Below are 18144 nucleotides of genomic sequence, written 5' to 3'. Positions count from 1 at the left end.
CAAAATTACTCCTTGGATGAAGGGGTTTTCATGTATTATATTAACAGAGCTTTATTAATATTTAATTAAGCCATTGTTAATATATTGTAAACATCCTTCATCCTATTTTTCAGTTGCTGATTTCGGTAAAACAACTGTAAACGTTGTTCCTTCTCCAACTTCACTATCTACTGTAATCGTACCTTGATGCGCCTCAACTAAATGCTTTACGATCGACAATCCAAGGCCGGTACCACCAGTATTTCTACTTCTTGCTTTATCCACCCGGTAGAAACGTTCAAAAATACGCGGAATTTCCTCTTTACTAATACCAATTCCAGTATCCGATACTTTTATATAAGCATTATATTTATCTTCCGCTAACTCTACTGAAACAACGCCTCCAGCCGGTGTATATACGATTGCGTTATTAATTAAATTAATAAAGATTTGTTTCAAACGACTTGGATCTCCAATAACAGAGGCACGTTTTAATACATTCACTTGTAAAGAGATTTCTTTTTCTCCTGCTTTATTATCAAGCACCATATGAATATCTTCAAGCAGCCCCTTCATGTCAACGGTTCCCATATTTAATTTAAATCCTTGTTGTTCGATCTTCGACAAATCTAATAAATCTTCAATTAATCCTTGCATGCGCTCACTTTCTTTTAAAATAATGTGCAAGAAATGTTCGCAGAATTTTTTATTATCCATCGCTCCGTCTAAGAGTGTTTCTGAAAAACCTTTAATAGAAGTAATCGGTGTCTTTAATTCATGAGAAACATTCGCTAAAAAGTCTTTTCTCATTTGTTCTAATTTCTTTAACTCTGTTATGTCATGGAATACGAGAACAATCCCTTTCCATTCATGGTTTGTCCCGATAATAGGCGCTCCATATACTTCGAAATGCTTCCGTTCAATTCCAAGTGGTAATAACATTTGTTTACGCACTTTCACTTCTGTCATAAAGATTTCTTCTACAAGCTCAATAATTTCTGTATGATGAAACGATTCATAATATAAGCGATCTAAATATTCTTCATCTGTTACGTGGAAAGTTTCCTTATAAGAGCGGTTTACAAGGTTTATATATCCTCGGCTATCAATTAAAATCATTCCGCTTCCCATATTTTCAATTAACGTATGCAGACGATCTTGCTGCATTTCTTGTTCAAGTGTCATCTCTTGTAAATTTCGAGCTAAAATATTAATCGCTTTACTCAGCATTCCTGTTTCATCCGAATGACTTTCGTATGCACGTGCTTTATAATTACCCTTTGCCAATTCAATTGCAACTTTCGTAACCGATTCAATCGGCCTAATATATTGCCCTGTAATTTTCATACCTAAAAATACAACTACGAGACAAGCAATGACAAATCCGATAATTAATAATCCCCACGTTTTTTGATGTACGTCTCTTAAAGGATCAATTATACTTTTCACCAAAATGTATCCTTGTTTTCCTTCTACATCTTGAACGAACACCGCATGATAAAATTCATTCTTTCGATCCGTTTCTTTCGTAATCACTTTACTTCGTTGTTTTGCCACTTCCGAAGAAAGTTCTTTAATCGTCTCTGGACTAAATGCCAATTCTTGTCCTTTTCTATATTGAACTTTCTTTTTTTCATCCAAAAATACGATAGAAGCTGGTATTTTTTCTTCTAACTTTTCAAATACGTATGGATTTTTTAAGACATTATCAAAACCTTGCTCTTCTGCTAACGTCGCAACATACTCTGTCTCTTTTACCATTCTCTCTTTAGCATGATCTATATAGTAGTTTTCAAACACAGTTTCTAGTAATAAACCTAGTCCAACTAAAATAAATACAATAAGAGAAACAAATGTAAAAAGAAGCCTGGAACGAAATTTATTCATTCCCTTTTGGCTCCTCTAATTTATATCCTAAACCACGTATCGTTTTAATGTACGTCGGTTTTTTCGTATTTTGTTCAATTTTATCGCGCAAATGGCTAATATGAACATCAACAATTCGTGTATCACCAGCAAAATCGTAATTCCATACAGCACTTAATAATTGATCACGTGTCAACACGCGACTTTTATTTTTCGCAAGATACACAAGTAGTTCAAATTCTTTTGGTGTTAATTCAAGCTTTCTTCCTTGGAAATAAGCCTCATAAAACTCCGGTAAAATTTTAAGTTCTGCAATTGTGATGCTATCTTCATCTGGCGCTTCTGCAACTTGTTCTTCTTGTTGTAATTTCGTACGGCGCAAAATCGCCTTCACACGAGCAACTACTTCTCTTGGACTAAATGGCTTTGTCATATAATCATCTGCCCCAAGTTCAAGGCCTAGCACCTTATCAAACTCATCATCTTTTGCCGTTAACATTAAAATCGGCGTCATAACGCGCTGCAATCGTAATTCTTTACACACTTCCATACCATCCATTTTCGGAAGCATTAAATCTAATATAATTAAATCTGGGCGTTCTGTTGTCGCTTTTTGAAGCGCCATTTCTCCATCCATCGCTGTTATAACTTCAAACCCAGCTTGTTGTAAATTAAATTCGATTAAAGTTAAGATAAATTCCTCATCATCAACTACTAAAATACGATTGTTCATTCTTTTCCTCCAAGTTATAGACTTGAAACCTTCTTCATCCTAGTATTTTCCCCGTTATTCTCATCATACTAGAAAACAAGGTCCCTCTCAATATAATTGTCTATTCATGGATTCGGATTGTGCTATTGTTATTCCTAAAAACAATTACGTTCGCCTCAATTATGTTTTGTTATCCATACTTTATATACTTCCATATCGTTATTAAATTCTACTTCCGTATGAATATTGAGTTCTCGATTTTGCGCTAAGAGAAAAGATAAAGCATACGCTATTTTATAATCTGGTGTTTCATATCCATCAAATACTCTCCCGTACATTTCATTCACAAACCCGTCTGCCCACACTTCAGCTTCTCTTACCGTTTCAAAGATCACTCTTCTCTTTTCCACCTCACCTAAAAAACCACTCCTTTAATTGACTTCAATTACCGATAATTATATTATTAATCTTAATATATAAATTAATAATATAAGGAGGTCTATTATGCGACTAATACTATCCATTCTATCTTTAGCAGTCACATGTATCCTTGCTTTTAACGCTCCGAGCTGGGATACGATTAAAACGGGGTGCTCAGAATTTGCTGAAGGGTTCAAAGAAGGGTTCTTCAACTAAAAATAGCGCTAGCATCCTTATTAAAGGTATGCTAGCGCTATTCATATTTTCATCTTTTAAAAATTATCTAATGCTTTTTCCATAATGGAAACAGATTTAAAAGGTGGCGTTACTGTTAATGAACCTTTCACAACAGTTTCTCCTTTTTCATCATGAGCAGATACAAGCATATCAATTGTATGTTCCTCCTCAGAAACAGCCACAACTTCAAAGTGGATTTGTAACGTTTCATAATGGTGAACATGTTTCACGAATGTAAGGTCCTTTCTCGTAATATGACTTCCTGGACCCGGTAAATATTTCGTAACCGCCGTTGTAATCATTCCCGTTAGCATAATGCTTGGTACAATCGGCTTTTCATACGGAGTTTGGGATGCGTAATCATGCTGAATATATAATGGATTGGCATCATTCGTTAACCCTAAGTACAATAACAAATCTTTATCCTCAATTTTTTCAGTGATAGATAATTTCTCTCCTACTGTAATTTCATCCATTTTACGACCAATTTGAACTTTTTTCTTTAACATGTTACAACCCCCTCCGATTTTTTCACCTTATTATCCTACTAAAAGCGATACCTTATCCGAAATTTACTATGATGAGGGCAATGTATAGTATAAATCTACAGTTTCATTATAGGATATTACAAATGATAGCGTTTTCATATTATTTCAAAAAAACAATTCGGTAAATAGTAGAAAAAGATTCGGAATCCCGAATCTTTTTCACTACTATTCAATTATTAAACAAGAACTTTCATTACGTTACGTACAGATTCTACAGAGCGATCTAACGCTTCTTTTTCATCTGCAAGAAGTTCTAATTCAATAATTTTTTCAATTCCGTTACCACCTAGAATTACTGGTACCCCTAAGTAAAGGTCACTATAACCATACTCACCTTCAAGGTACGCAATAGCCGGTAATACACGGCGTTGATCTTTTAAGATTGCTTCTGTCATTTCAACTAAAGAAGCTGCTGGTGCGTAATATGCACTACCGTTTCCTAATAAGCCTACAATCTCACCGCCACCTTTACGTGTACGTTCTACGATTGCTTCTAAACGCTCTTTCGGAATTAACGTTTCTAACGGAATACCGCCTGCATATGAATAACGCACAAGAGGTACCATGTCGTCACCGTGTCCACCAAGAACAAATCCTGTAATATCTTTTACAGAAAGATTTAATTCTTGTGCGATGAATGTACGGAAACGAGCTGTATCTAATACACCCGATTGACCGATAACACGCTCTTTCGGGAATCCTGCTTCTTTAAATACAGAATATGTCATTGCATCAACTGGATTTGTTAACACAACAATAATTGCATTTGGTGAATGTTTTGCAATGTCGCGCGTAATACTTTTCATAATTTTAGAGTTTGTTGCTACTAAGTCATCACGGCTCATACCAGGCTTACGTGCAATACCTGCTGTAATAACGACAACGTCAGAATCAGCAGTATCTGCGTAATCAGATGTTCCAATAATGTTAGCATCAAAACCTTGTACTGGGCTCGCTTCTAACATATCTAACGCTTTCCCTTTTGTTGGATTTTCCAGTTGTGGAATGTCCACTAATACAACATCTGCCAGTTCTTTTTGTGCTAATAAGAATGCCGTTGTTGCTCCTGTAAATCCTGCACCGATGACTGAAACCTTCTTGCGTTTGATTGTCATAATTTACCCCCCGCTTTAATTATGCGTTTTTGATTATCGCTACATCCATGTTTTTAATAAGTTCATTAGCGAACTCAGAACATTTCACTTCTGTTGCACCTTCCATTAAGCGTGCGAAATCATAAGTTACTACTTTTGAAGCAATTGTTTTCTCAACAGAAGCAGTTACTAATTTCGCAGCTTCGTTCCATCCTAAGTGTTCTAATAATAATACACCTGAAAGAAGAACAGAAGATGGGTTTACTTTATCTAAACCTGCATATTTTGGAGCTGTACCGTGTGTAGCTTCAAAGATAGCATGTCCAGTCACATAGTTAATGTTTGCACCAGGTGCAATACCAATTCCACCTACTTGTGCAGCAAGTGCATCAGAGATATAGTCACCATTTAAGTTCATTGTTGCAACAACATCGAACTCACGTGGACGAGTTAAAATTTGTTGTAAGAAGATGTCTGCAATAGAATCTTTTACGATGATTTTTCCAGCCACTTCAGCGTCTGCCATCGCTTTATTCGCTGCATCTTTACCATCTTTTTCAACGATACGATCGTATTCAGCCCAAGTAAATACTTTGTCGCCGAATTCTTGTTCCGCTACTTCGTAACCCCAGTTTTTGAAAGCACCTTCTGTAAATTTCATAATGTTTCCTTTATGAACTAATGTAACAGAAGAGCGTTTTTCGTTAATTGCATATTGAATTGCAGCACGAACAAGACGCTTTGTCCCTTCTTCTGAAATCGGCTTAATACCAATACCAGATGTTTCTGGGAAGCGGATTTTATTAACACCCATTGCTTCTTTTAAGAAAGCAAGAACTTTTTCTGCTTCTGGAGATCCTTGTGCATATTCAATTCCAGCATAAATGTCTTCTGTATTTTCACGGAAAATAACCATATCAGTATCTTCCGGACGTTTTACAGGTGAAGGAACACCTTCAAAATAACGAACTGGACGTAGACATACATATAAATCTAATTCTTGACGAAGTGCTACGTTTAGAGAACGAATACCACCGCCAACTGGAGTTGTAAGTGGACCTTTAATCGCGATTAAATATTCACGAATTAAGTTTAAAGTTTCTTCTGGTAACCACTCGCCTGTTTGGTTGAATGCTTTTTCCCCTGCAAGCACTTCTTTCCAAACGATTTTCTTCTCACCATCATAAGCTTTTTCAACTGCTGCTTCTAGTACGCGAGATGCAGCCGCCCAAATATCAGGACCAATTCCATCTCCCTCGATAAATGGAATAATCGGATTGTTTGGTACATTCATAACACCATTAGTTACAGTAATTTTTTCACCTGTCGTCAATGTGATAACCCCCATGTTTGAAATTTCATATGTATGAAACTGAGGGAATAACCCCTCAGTTCAAACCGTTAGTCAAATTAAAATATTCTAATCATTACATCTTTCCGAAAAAATCAGACTTTTGAAAGCGTATTTTCACTATCAAAATAGTGTTATTCGCTTATCGTTGTGCAATTGGAACATACACTTGATGCGTTGGTCCATTATAATCAGCACGCGGACGAATTAAACGGTTGTTTTCATATTGTTCTAGAATATGAGCTAACCAGCCTGACATACGGCTAATTGCAAAAATAGGTGTAAATAAGTCATGGTCAATTCCTAAACAATGGTATACAGAAGCTGAATAGAAATCAACATTTGGTGGAAGACCTTTTTCTTTTGTTACAATGTCTTCAATTTTGATAGACATATTATACCATTTCTCTTCTCCTAAAAGCACGCATAATCTCTTAGACATTTCACGTAAGTGTTTTGCACGTGGATCACCCTGCTCATACACACGGTGGCCAAAGCCCATGATTTTCACTTTATTTTGAAGAGCATTATGAATATATGACTCTACATTTTCTTCTTCACCAATCTCAGTTAACATCTTCATTACATTTTCATTTGCCCCACCGTGAAGAGGACCTTTTAATGCACCGATTGCTGCTGTAATACCAGAATATACATCTGAAAGTGTAGCTACGCAAACACGTGCAGTAAATGTAGAAGCGTTTAACTCATGATCTGCATGAAGTACAAGCGCCTTATCAAAAGCTTCAATTTCAACTTCATTTGGCTCGCGATCATTTAACATGTACAAGAAGTTTGCAGCTAATGATAAATCCTTTCTTGGCTCAACAATATCTAAACCTTTACGGATTCTCGCGTAAGCAGCAACTAAAGTTCCGACTTGCGCCTGTAATTTAACCGCTTTCAAATAATTGGACTTTTCATCCATAATTTCAGCGCTCTCATCGTATAATGATAGCATGGAAATTGCAGTTCGTAAAACAGACATCGGATGTGCAATTTTTAAATCTACTTGTTTCAAATATGTTAAAATCTCACCTGGAACTTTATAGTATTCAGATACAATTTCATTAAATTCCGCTAGTTCTTTTTCATTAGGAAGCTTGCGGTGCCATAATAAGTACACTACTTCTTCAAACGTAGCATTCTCAGCTAAATCATCAATATTATACCCAACATAAGTTAATGTATCATCAATAATAGAGCTCACAGATGATGTTGTTGCTACTACCCCTTCTAAACCTCGAATAACAGTCATGACATTCTCTCCTTTTCCTGAAAATTCTCCCAACCTTGCTCCTTATATCTATTTGCTCCCCTTATGAATTATGAACGCCCGTTCACTCTTTAGGCAAGCAAAATGCACGATCATGCAAATTTGTTACGATGTTCCCCTCTTATTGTCCATTGTTTACATGGAAAGCATGAGCGTGAATGTCTCCCCGAATCCTCACGCTCAAAACAACAAGTTAGTGAGGAAAATACATTCCGAAGAGTTTTATGATAAAAACAACATAAAACAATATCATTATAAAATTGTTTTATGTTGTTTTTATTTTATCTGGTGTAAAGTCTCTGCTGTTATGTAACTTTTCAAAGTTTCTAATCCTATTATAAACAATTATCTGACTTTTGTGAACAGAAAGAATTCAAAAATTTTATATTACTATAAAATTCCTTATTTAAACATCTGTATAATACTCATAACCGCATAGGCAATTCCAGCCCCAATTAACGGACCAACAGCAACCCCATTAAATAGCGCAACCGCTATAATTGTCCCAAAAACAAGCGCAGTTGTAATGTGAGGATCCGTCGTCAACAATTGTACGCCGCCTTTCGCTAACAAAGCGACCGCTACACCTGAAGCTAAAGCAATCCACGCATAATAAGATTTCGCCGCTTCTCCAAGTTGTTTAAAACCTATTTCCCCTGTCGCAATCGGTACGAGCACCGCTATTGTAATGACCGTTACACCTAGGTTAATTCCTTTCGTTTGTAAATAAGGAAAGACCTTATCTCCTAAAAACGTAAACTTCAATAAAAATAACACACCAATAGCTACAGTAAGCGATTGGTTTTTAGCAATAAGTCCTATAATAAGTAGTATGAATAAAAATAACGTTGACTGACTAATCATGTTTGCACTTCCTTTCTGAAAATAATGAACTCATTTCCAAACAAAAATACCTTTAAACCTATCGTTATACATGCTATATCGATGCCTATTCAACATGAATCACTTCATTTTTTATGTATTTTAAAATGACAAACTGAGACTTTCACCATCAAAATTTAAGCATGTATACATTTTAAAAAACGGGCGTCTCTTCTTTCTTTTCTAATTAGAAACAGGTAAAATAAAAAGAAGAGAAAATGAAGTTTTTACCATATAGTAGAAGCATCAACACCAAGCTTTCACAGTCACTCACATACTGAAAAAGCAGGAAAAATCCATCATTCCACTATAACATAAAGTGAAACTTTAATCAGTGGGGCATTTTCCACTGATTATTAGCCTTCACCAATCGGGCTTTTACGGGCAGTTTATCTCCAGCTAACTCCTTTGATCCAGCCGCACTTCGGGTAGGAGATTTACTGCCCGTTAATGCGGGGTAAAGTGAAACTTTAATCAGTGGAGCACACTCGTTATAAGTTGAACGAATTAGGATAATCCAAATTGGAATGGGAGGTATACATCTTTGAACCGAAACTTACTATATATGATATTGAGACTCATATTTGTCATTGTAGCAACGGTAGCTGGGTTCTATGTATTACTATACATGTCAGGGCTTATCTATCCTTTTATTATCGCTTTTGCATTTGCTTATTTGATTAATCCTGTCGTCAATTTCCTTAATCAAAAACTACAATTTCCTCGCGCACTAGCAGTACTCGTTAGCTTAATTCTCGTATTTGGAGCTATCGTTGGACTTGTTACATATCTTGTGACTGAAGCAATATCTGCCACAACATACTTACTACAACTTGTTACAGTAAAGTTTCCAGATATCGTTACATTCGCTCAGCAATTTGCACTTAATCATATTATGCCTCTCTACGATGATTTAATCTCTAAATTTAATCATCTTGGAGAACCACAGCGCTATACAATTACACAAAACATTCAAAACTTAGGAACAGAAGCAACAACACAAATGAAAGAACTTTTAACCGCCATTATAAGCGGGTTAACGAATTTCATTAGTGCACTGCCAACAACTTTAACTGTTCTTGTATTCATTTTATTAGCCACTTTCTTCATTAGTTACGATTGGCACCGTCTTGCTCAGAAGGCAAGAAAATTGCTACCGAATCGTGTACATGGCTATGGAAAAACTATTTTTGTCGACTTAAGAAAAGCTTTGTTTGGTTTTGTGAAAGCACAACTTACACTCGTATCTATGACAACCGTCATTGTACTAATCGGACTTTTAATATTACGCGTACCATACGCCATTACTATTGCGATTATTACAGGAGTTGTAGATTTACTACCATACTTAGGAACAGGCGCAGTCTTCGTTCCATGGGTTATATACGTATTTTTCACTGGCGATACCGCATTCGCCATTGGTCTTCTCATTTTATACATCGTCGTGATTGTCCAAAGACAAATTATGGAGCCGAAAGTACTTTCATCTAACATCGGTCTCGATCCATTAGCAACACTCGTCGCTCTATTTGTCGGCTTTAAACTTTTTGGCTTTTTAGGATTAATCATCGGCCCAGTCACCTTAGTACTACTTAATACATTACACAAAGCTAATGTCTTCCATGACTTGTGGAAATATATTAAAGGTTCACCTTCAAAATAATAGTTTCTAATTCATACACAACAAAAAACTTACATGTAATCAGTGGGAATTTCCCACTGATTATTCCTTGTACTTATTTTTCATACTCATTACATAAAACAAGAGAATTGCACTCAAAAAAGATAATTCTCTTGTTTTTTTGCATGAAAAACGCATATTTCGTGGTATTTTTACATATTTATTCTATTTATTTTATAATTATCATTTACATTTATTACTTTTTATGTAAATGAATAAATATACAAAATAGCATAAAACAAGACTTCAACTAACAATCTCCGCCTTTTTATATGAATTTTTTACACCAATCGTTCCTTTATATAAGAAAGCAAAAATTTAATTCAGCAGCGTTCCCTCCATCTTATTCATCTAAATTAATAGCACTAAAAAATCACAAGTTTAATCGAAGTACACACAAGAATTCAAACGAAAATTATATAGCACATATAATAAGCGAACGTTTTGTTCATCCCCACTCATCATTCGCCCCACACCAGACACTTACGAGCAGCCCAGCTTTGAGATAGAAATTCCACCCCACAAATAGCGCGGTAAAGCAAAGCTTCAACCAGAAAGCTCCTCTCCTCTTACAACACAAAAAATAGCACTTAGATTTCTACAATCTAAGTGCTATTTCTGAATAATAATAGTAGAGTTCTTTCTAAATTTCCATTCCATCCACTTCATAACAAGCGGCTTCAATAAAGCTCTCGTAATAGGGATCACGCAGATAAACCCTAGCACATCTGTCACATACCCAGGAAGCACTAAGAGAATACCTCCTACAAATACAAAAATACCATCTAGTACCGCCTCACCTGGCATTTCCCCTCTATTCAACTTAGATTGAATCTCTCCAAGCACTTTAAACCCTTGTCTTTTCGCCAAATACACACCTACAACACCTGTAAATACAATCATAGCGAACGTAGACCATAAACCTATTACATGACTTGATCCAATTAAGACCGTAATCTCAATCGCCGGTATTAAAATAAACAAGAATAGTAACCACTTCATAGTTCTACACCTCTCTCACAACTCACTTTTAACGTCCTCACAACGCCTATATACATCATATGAAATATAGATACTCTTTCATATTAAAACACATAACAAACAGCTTTTAAAAGCAATTCTAGGCGCTTTAAGCTAATTCTATCTCGTTTTTGTGTAAAAAAAAGAGAAGGACTCCGATCCTTCTCTCCGTATTACTTATAGCACTTCCGCATGTCCATTATAAACAATTCCGCGTGCTGCATCAACTGTTACTTCTTGGCCATTTTTTAAAGTTGCTGTTACGCCGTTTACACCAACGATAACAGGAATACCGATTGATACGCCTACAACAGCTGCATGGCTTGTTAAGCCACCTTCTTCTACAACTAAAGCCGCAGCTTTTTCGATTGCAGGAATCATATCTTTATCAGTGCTTGTTGTAACAAGGATATCACCTTCGTTTACGTTCGCTACAGCTTCAGCAGCTGTTTTTGCTACAACTACTTTACCTTTTGCAGCTTTACGACCAATTCCTTGTCCTTTAGCAATTTCTTCACCAACAACGTGGATTTTCATTAAGTTTGTTGTACCAGTTTCAGCAACTGGAACACCCGCAGTAATCACTACAGTATCTCCAAGTCCAATTAGACCCGCATCCATACCTGTTTGAATTGCTGTATCTAACATTTCGTCAGTTGAAGCTGCGCGCTTCTCAGCCATAAATGCTTGTACACCCCAAACAAGTGCAAGACGACGTCCTACTTGCTCGTCAGATGTTACAGCTACGATTGGAGATTTTGGACGGTATTTAGAGATCATTTTCGCAGTATATCCACTTTCTGTTGGAGCTACGATTGCAGCTACATCAAGAGCAAGTGCTGTATGCGCAACAGATTGGCTAATTGCATCTGTAATTGTTGGAGTGAACTCTTTAATACGTTTTTTGAACATATCTTCATATTGTAATGATTTTTCAACACGTACCGCAATGTTAGCCATCATTGTTACTGCTTCTACCGGATATTGTCCAGCAGCTGTTTCACCTGAAAGCATGATTGCATCTGTACCATCGAAGATTGCGTTAGCTACGTCACTTGCTTCCGCACGAGTTGGACGTGGGTTACGTTGCATAGAATCTAACATTTGTGTTGCAGTAATAACCGGTTTACCTAACACGTTACATTTTTTAATTAGACGTTTTTGTACTAACGGTACTTCTTCTGGTGGAATTTCTACACCCATATCACCACGAGCTACCATTAAACCGTCAGAAACTTCTAAGATTGAATCGATGTTGTCGATACCTTCTTGGTTTTCGATTTTTGGTACGATTTGGATGTATTGAGCGTTATGCTCTTCTAATAATTCACGGATTTCTAATACGTCAGACGCTTTACGTACGAATGAAGCTGCAATGAAATCAACTTTTTGCTCGATACCGAAGATGATATCTTTTACGTCTTTTTCAGTGATACCAGGAAGCTTAATGCTTACGTTTGGTACGTTAACACCTTTTTTATTTTTTACAGTTCCGCTGTTAAGAACTTTTGTACGGATGTTTCCATCAGCTTTTTCGATTACTTCTAGTTCGATAAGACCGTCATCGATTAGAATACGAGAACCTGGGTCTACATCGTCATAAAGACCAGCATAAGATACAGAGAACTTCTCTGCAGTACCTAATACTTGCTCAGTAGAAAGAACTACCTCTGCACCTGTTACAAGCTCAGCTTGTCCGTCTACGAAGTCGTGAGTACGGATTTCTGGACCTTTTGTATCAAGTAAGATACCAACTGTTTTACCAGTTTTCTTTGAAGCTTCACGAATGTTTTTAATACGAGCTCCGTGCTCTTCATGGCTACCATGAGAGAAGTTTAAACGAGCAACGTTCATACCTGCTTCGATTAATTGCTCTAATTTTTCAATACTTTCACTAGCAGGACCTATAGTACATACAATTTTAGTTTTACGCATATTGCACCTCCGAAAATTATGAAACCGTTCCCAAATATCTGACATTACGCCGATTAGATGGATAATTCTTTAGATAATTGATACATATCTTTATCGATTGTATGCTTTTGAGCTAACGCTTCGATAATGTCATGATCAACAAGTTTATTATCTTGAATACCTACACAACGTCCACCTTTACCAGCAATTAACAACTCAACTGCTCTTGCACCAAGACGACTTGCTAATACACGGTCTTGTGCACTTGGTGATCCACCACGTTGTACGTGACCTAATACAGTTACACGAGTATCAAAGTTTGTTGCTTCTTCAATGTGCTTACCGATGTCAATTGCACTTCCAACACCTTCAGCTACAATGATAATACTGTGTTTTTTACCACGTTCGCTACCACGTTTTAGACGAGCGATTACATCATCCATGTCATACTCTTCTTCTGGAATTAAGATTGTTTCTGCACCATCAGCTAAACCAGCCCATAATGCGATATCTCCAGCATGACGTCCCATTACTTCGATAACATATGTACGTTCATGAGATGTAGCTGTATCACGGATTTTATCAATTGCATCAATAACAGTGTTTAAAGCTGTATCGAAACCAATTGTGAAGTCTGTTCCAGGGATATCATTGTCGATTGTACCTGGTACACCAACACATGGGAATCCTTGTTCAGTTAATTTTTTAGCGCCTTGGTAAGAACCATCTCCACCAATAACAACAAGTCCTTCGATACCATGTTTCTTTAATTGCTCGATACCTTTTAGTCGTACTTCTGGGTCTTTAAACTCAGGACATCTTGCTGTATATAATTTCGTACCACCGCGGTGGATAATATCGCCAACAGAACCAAGTTCTAATTTTTCAATGTGACCAGAAATTAATCCAGCGTATCCATGGTAAATACCATATACTTCAATATCATGGAAAATCGCTTTACGAACAACTGCACGAATGGCAGCATTCATACCAGGTGAATCTCCACCACTTGTTAATACACCAATACGTTTCATTTGTACTCACCTCATAAAGATTATTTGCCTTATAATAAAATAACACGAAAAAATATAAAAACACAATGGAGAAGATGTGTCTTTTCATAATAAAAACGTGCATTCGCGAAGAGGAACGCACGCTTTTCTTATTTTATCCCAATGGAAGCGTTTGAAAACGAAACTTGCCCAATTTTCATATATTTTTCATAACGTTTTTCGATTAATTCATCTTTCGAAATTCCGTTTAATTGTTCAAAAGTTTTTCTAATTATTAAGTCTATATTTTCTGACTGTTTCAAAATATTACGGTGAGCTCCACCTTTTGTCTCTGGAATAATTTCATCAATTACACCTAATTCTTTCAAATCTGCTGCTGTAATTTTCATTGCCTCTGCAGCTTCCTTTGCTTTTCCTGCATCTTTCCAAAGAATTGCCGCTGCACCCTCTGGTGTAATAACAGAATAAGTGGAATTTTCTAGCATATGAATGTAATCTCCTACTCCAAGGCCTAGCGCACCACCACTACCACCTTCACCGATAACGATACAAATAACTGGTACCGTTAAACCTGCCATCTCAAATAGGTTGCGGGCAATAGCTTCACTTTGTCCACGTTCTTCAGCTGCTTTACCAGGATAAGCTCCCTTCGTATCGATGAAACAAATAATAGGACGATTAAACTTTTCCGCTTGTTTCATGAGACGCAGTGCTTTTCGATATCCTTCTGGATGAGGCATGCCAAAGTTACGGCGAATATTTTCTTTCGTATCTTTTCCGCGCTGATGCCCAATTACAGTTACAGGCATCCCTTTATATTTCGCAATGCCGCCGACAATCGCTGCATCATCGCCAAATAGACGATCTCCATGACATTCGAAAAAATCAGTAAATAAGTGCTCAATATAATCGAGCGTTGTCGGTCGTTCTGCATGACGAGCAATTTGAACACGGTCCCATACTTTTAGATTGCCGTATATATCTTCCTCTAAATTTTCTAGCTTTTCTTCCAAAATACGAATCTCCTCACTGAAGTCCATCTGGCTGTTTTTCGTATAGTCTTTCAGTTCACGAATCTTATTTCTTAGCTCAACAACTGGTTTTTCAAATTCTAGCTCTGCCATACAGCCACTTCCCCTCCTTGATGAACTTCTAAAATCTTACGAAGCGATTCTCTCATATCATCACGATGCACCACCGCATCTAATTGACCATGATCTAGTAAGAATTCTGCCGTTTGGAAATCTTCCGGTAGTTTCTCACGCACCGTTTGTTCAATTACACGTCTACCAGCAAATCCGATAAGTGCACCTGGTTCTGCAAGATTATAATCACCAAGTGAAGCGAAACTCGCTGAAACCCCGCCCGTCGTTGGGTGAGTCATAACAGAAATAAATAATCCTCCTGCATTACTATGCTTTTTCAAAGCTACGCTTGTTTTTGCCATTTGCATTAAACTTAATATACCTTCTTGCATACGGGCACCACCCGAAGCAGTAAAGATAATAAATGGAACTTGTAAGTCGTACGCCTTTTCAACCGCACGGGCGATTTTTTCTCCTACTACAGAGCCCATGCTCCCCATTCGAAAACGAGAATCCATTACTGCAACAACAACAAGCATGTCATCAATTGTTCCTTCACCAGTTACAACCGCTTCGTTCAATTCAGTCTTCTTACGATCGCTCTCTAGTTTCTCTTCATAACCTGGAAACTCGAGTGGATTTAATGAAACCATTTCTTTGTCATACTCACGGAATGACCCTTCGTCCAATATACTATCAAGACGTTCCCATGCATTCATAGGATGATGATATCCACAATTCACACATACTTTTAAATTTTTTAGAAGTTCTTTCGTATACATGATTTTTTTACATTCCGGACATTTTGTCATAACGCCATCTGGCACATCTTTTCGTACTTGTTCTGAAGGTATTGCAGCGTACTTTTTCTTTTTCACGAATAAATCTCTTAGCACAATTTGACCCCCTTCGTTGAGAGCTAAGGTTAGCGTAAGAAGAAAATGGGGCTAACACCAAAGTTTGATGTTAGCCTTATCTTCTCAATCTGTCTAATAACCTCACTCTTTACGTTTAACTTTAACCGCTACGCGGTAGAATGTTTGTCATAACGTGTCATGGTCATTTCGACAAATTTTATACATTACGAGTGAAACTGTATATTCTCTACTAATTCATCGTAAATTTTTAGTGCATCATTTTCTTGTTTTTCTTCCAAAGTAGCGTAAAGCTTTCTATACATATCGATAGAATCTCTTGAAACTTTACAAGAAAGCGTTGATACGTAATCATTTACGATCATCCAAATGCGATATAGTAAATAATTATCGACTTGTTCAATAAGTGTTTTAAAGAACGTTTGATGAAGCGTTGGGATTGAGTTTTCATTTCCTTCAAGTACTTGGTGTAATTTACTTAGCACTTTAGAAAACGTTTCTTTCGGTAAATTACATACAATTCGAATCATATCTTTCTCGAGTAATCGTTTCGTTTGTAATAAATCACGAATTGTTTTCTCATCTTGCAATAAGAACGGAGCAATTAATTGTACAAGACCGTTATCATAAAAGTTTCGAATAAACGTCCCTTCACCACGTCTCGTTTCAATCAATCCTACCAGTTCTAAAGCACGCAATGCTTCTCTTACAGAGGAACGTCCTACGTTTAAGCGTGAACTTAACTCACGCTCAGACGGCAAACGATCCCCCGCCACCAATCCATCCTCTTCCATAATGGAACGGATTTTTTTTACAATTTCGAGATATACTTTTGTATTTGATGATGTCAATGGAATTTCCTCGCTTATTCTTTACCAATCAGCGCTAATTGTTTTGTTTTTTCAGCGATCTCATTTGGATCTACTTGACGGCGAGCTACTCCTGTCTCCATTGCTGCTTTTGCAACGTAAGCCGCTACTTGAGGCGCTACACGCGCGTCAAATGGTGCCGGAATGATATAGTCTGCATTTAACTCATCTTCTGCTACAAGCTCAGCAATAGCCTGTACAGCTGCCATCTTCATTTCTTCGTTAATTTGTGTCGCATGTACGTCAAGTGCACCGCGGAAAATACCAGGGAACGCCAGTACATTATTTACTTGGTTCGGGAAGTCAGAACGACCTGTTCCAACAACAGCTGCGCCCGCTGCTTTTGCCAATTCTGGCATAATTTCTGGAACTGGATTCGCCATTGCAAAAATAATCGCATCGTCATTCATTGTACGAACCATCTCTTCTGTTAATGCACCTTCTGCAGATACACCAATGAATACGTCTGCACCTTGTACAACATCAGCTAAAGAACCTTCTATACGATTCTTATTTGTATATTTTGCAACTTCATCCTTCACCGGATTCATACCTGTAGGACGACCATCATAGATTGCCCCTTTACGGTCACACATAATAATGTCGCGTACACCATAGCGATATAAAAGTTTAATAATTGCAATACCTGCTGCACCTGCGCCATTTGCGACAACTTTAATGTCAGACATTTTCTTTCCAACTAATTTCAGTGCATTTACAAGACCTGCTACTGTTACAATAGCTGTTCCGTGTTGATCATCATGGAAGATAGGAATATTTGTTTCTTTTTTCAAACGCTCTTCAATAATGAAGCAGTTTGGTGCTGCGATATCTTCTAAGTTAACGCCGCCAAAAGTTGGCTCCATTAATTTTACAGTTTCAACAATTTTATCTACATCGTTTGTATTTAAGGCAATTGGGAATGCATCTACACCAGCAAAGCTCTTGAATAATACAGCTTTACCTTCCATTACTGGAAGAGATGCTTCAGGTCCAATGTTACCAAGACCAAGTACAGCTGTTCCATCTGTCACAACTGCTACCATATTTCCCTTCATCGTATATTCATATACCTTACTTTTATCGTCATAAATTTCTTTACAAGGTTCTGCAACCCCTGGAGAATATGCAAGACTTAAATCTTTTGCATTTTCTACTTTTACTTTTGATACAGTTTCTAATTTTCCTTGATGCACTTTATGCATGTGAAGTGCTTCTTCACGAAGTGTTGACAAACTATCCACTCTCCTCAAATTATTCTTGCTGATATCAATTTCTCCAAGTGGTCTGACCACGAACACTACTACTATAATAATCGAAGT

At 37.0% G+C, this 18144-nt stretch carries 16 protein-coding genes and 1 pseudogene; 2 read left to right on the top strand and 15 right to left on the bottom strand.

Annotation, left to right across the window (positions count from 1 at the left end):
* Window positions 1-102: 102 nt before the first annotated feature.
* From phoR to D1166_RS02885, 3 genes and pseudogenes are all read right to left on the bottom strand, one after another.
* Window positions 103-1866, bottom strand: coding sequence for a sensory box histidine kinase PhoR (phoR, locus tag D1166_RS02895; RefSeq protein ID WP_001032106.1), 1764 nt, complete (start codon window positions 1864-1866; stop codon window positions 103-105).
* Complete coding sequence (gene phoP, locus D1166_RS02890; RefSeq protein ID WP_001065220.1) at window positions 1859-2578, bottom strand: two-component system response regulator PhoP; 720 nt, start codon at window positions 2576-2578, stop codon at window positions 1859-1861. Before phoP ends, phoR begins: the two co-directional genes overlap by 8 nt.
* 155 nt (window positions 2579-2733) lie before the next feature.
* A pseudogene (locus tag D1166_RS02885) lies at window positions 2734-2972 on the bottom strand (hypothetical protein).
* Between the two features lie 89 nt (window positions 2973-3061).
* On the opposite strand from D1166_RS02885, the gene D1166_RS31675 reads away from it, so the two are divergent.
* Complete coding sequence (locus D1166_RS31675; RefSeq protein ID WP_001237022.1) at window positions 3062-3193, top strand: hypothetical protein; 132 nt, start codon at window positions 3062-3064, stop codon at window positions 3191-3193.
* 56 nt (window positions 3194-3249) lie between these two features.
* Here the strand turns inward: D1166_RS31675 and D1166_RS02880 are convergent, their stop codons facing one another.
* From D1166_RS02880 to D1166_RS02855, 5 genes are all read right to left on the bottom strand, one after another.
* On the bottom strand, window positions 3250-3723 hold the full coding sequence (locus D1166_RS02880; protein ID WP_000914180.1) for a MaoC family dehydratase: 474 nt from the start codon (window positions 3721-3723) through the stop codon (window positions 3250-3252).
* 215 nt (window positions 3724-3938) lie between these two features.
* On the bottom strand, window positions 3939-4877 hold the full coding sequence (mdh, locus tag D1166_RS02875; RefSeq protein WP_000153232.1) for a malate dehydrogenase: 939 nt from the start codon (window positions 4875-4877) through the stop codon (window positions 3939-3941).
* 19 nt (window positions 4878-4896) lie between these two features.
* Entirely contained in the window at window positions 4897-6189 is a 1293-nt protein-coding gene (gene icd, locus D1166_RS02870; RefSeq protein ID WP_000206898.1) for an NADP-dependent isocitrate dehydrogenase, read from the bottom strand.
* Between the two features lie 160 nt (window positions 6190-6349).
* Window positions 6350-7498, bottom strand: coding sequence for a citrate synthase (gene citZ, locus D1166_RS02865; RefSeq protein WP_000503652.1), 1149 nt, complete (start codon window positions 7496-7498; stop codon window positions 6350-6352).
* A gap of 387 nt (window positions 7499-7885) precedes the next feature.
* The gene (locus D1166_RS02855) at window positions 7886-8347 is read right to left on the bottom strand and encodes a DUF441 domain-containing protein (protein ID WP_000625507.1); all 462 of its coding nucleotides are present in this window, start codon (window positions 8345-8347) and stop codon (window positions 7886-7888) included.
* Window positions 8348-8909: 562 nt separating this feature from the next.
* On the opposite strand from D1166_RS02855, the gene ytvI reads away from it, so the two are divergent.
* Window positions 8910-10028 (top strand): sporulation integral membrane protein YtvI, encoded by a 1119-nt coding sequence (gene ytvI / locus D1166_RS02850; protein ID WP_001081388.1) that lies wholly within the window; start codon window positions 8910-8912, stop codon window positions 10026-10028.
* A 630-nt stretch (window positions 10029-10658) separates the two neighbouring features.
* On the opposite strand, the gene D1166_RS02845 is transcribed toward ytvI, so the two are convergent.
* The 7 genes from D1166_RS02845 to ystJ all read right to left on the bottom strand — a co-directional run bounded on the left by D1166_RS02845 (window position 10659) and on the right by ystJ (window position 18027).
* Entirely contained in the window at window positions 10659-11048 is a 390-nt protein-coding gene (locus D1166_RS02845) for an FxsA family protein (protein WP_000871631.1), read from the bottom strand.
* A 195-nt stretch (window positions 11049-11243) separates the two neighbouring features.
* Window positions 11244-13001: a pyruvate kinase gene (pyk, locus tag D1166_RS02840; protein WP_001232673.1), complete on the bottom strand. Its 1758-nt coding sequence runs from the start codon at window positions 12999-13001 to the stop codon at window positions 11244-11246.
* A 53-nt stretch (window positions 13002-13054) separates the two neighbouring features.
* Window positions 13055-14014 (bottom strand): 6-phosphofructokinase, encoded by a 960-nt coding sequence (pfkA, locus tag D1166_RS02835; RefSeq protein ID WP_000821156.1) that lies wholly within the window; start codon window positions 14012-14014, stop codon window positions 13055-13057.
* Between the two features lie 128 nt (window positions 14015-14142).
* Window positions 14143-15117 (bottom strand): acetyl-CoA carboxylase carboxyl transferase subunit alpha, encoded by a 975-nt coding sequence (gene accA, locus D1166_RS02830; RefSeq protein ID WP_000818807.1) that lies wholly within the window; start codon window positions 15115-15117, stop codon window positions 14143-14145.
* Entirely contained in the window at window positions 15105-15974 is an 870-nt protein-coding gene (gene accD / locus D1166_RS02825) for an acetyl-CoA carboxylase, carboxyltransferase subunit beta (protein WP_000942857.1), read from the bottom strand. Before accD ends, accA begins: the two co-directional genes overlap by 13 nt.
* Before the next feature lie 185 nt (window positions 15975-16159).
* The gene (locus tag D1166_RS02820) at window positions 16160-16804 is read right to left on the bottom strand and encodes a FadR/GntR family transcriptional regulator (protein WP_000204440.1); all 645 of its coding nucleotides are present in this window, start codon (window positions 16802-16804) and stop codon (window positions 16160-16162) included.
* 14 nt (window positions 16805-16818) lie between these two features.
* Window positions 16819-18027: an NADP-dependent malic enzyme gene (gene ystJ / locus D1166_RS02815; protein ID WP_161508111.1), complete on the bottom strand. Its 1209-nt coding sequence runs from the start codon at window positions 18025-18027 to the stop codon at window positions 16819-16821.
* Window positions 18028-18144 lie beyond the last annotated feature (117 nt).

Source organism: Bacillus sp. ISO11 (assembly GCF_003458115.1).
Taxonomy (GTDB): Bacteria; Bacillota; Bacilli; order Bacillales; family Bacillaceae_G; genus Bacillus_A; species Bacillus_A cereus.
The sequence above is the reverse complement of the archived record's forward strand: the minus strand, read 5'-3'. Positions and strand labels throughout refer to the sequence as shown.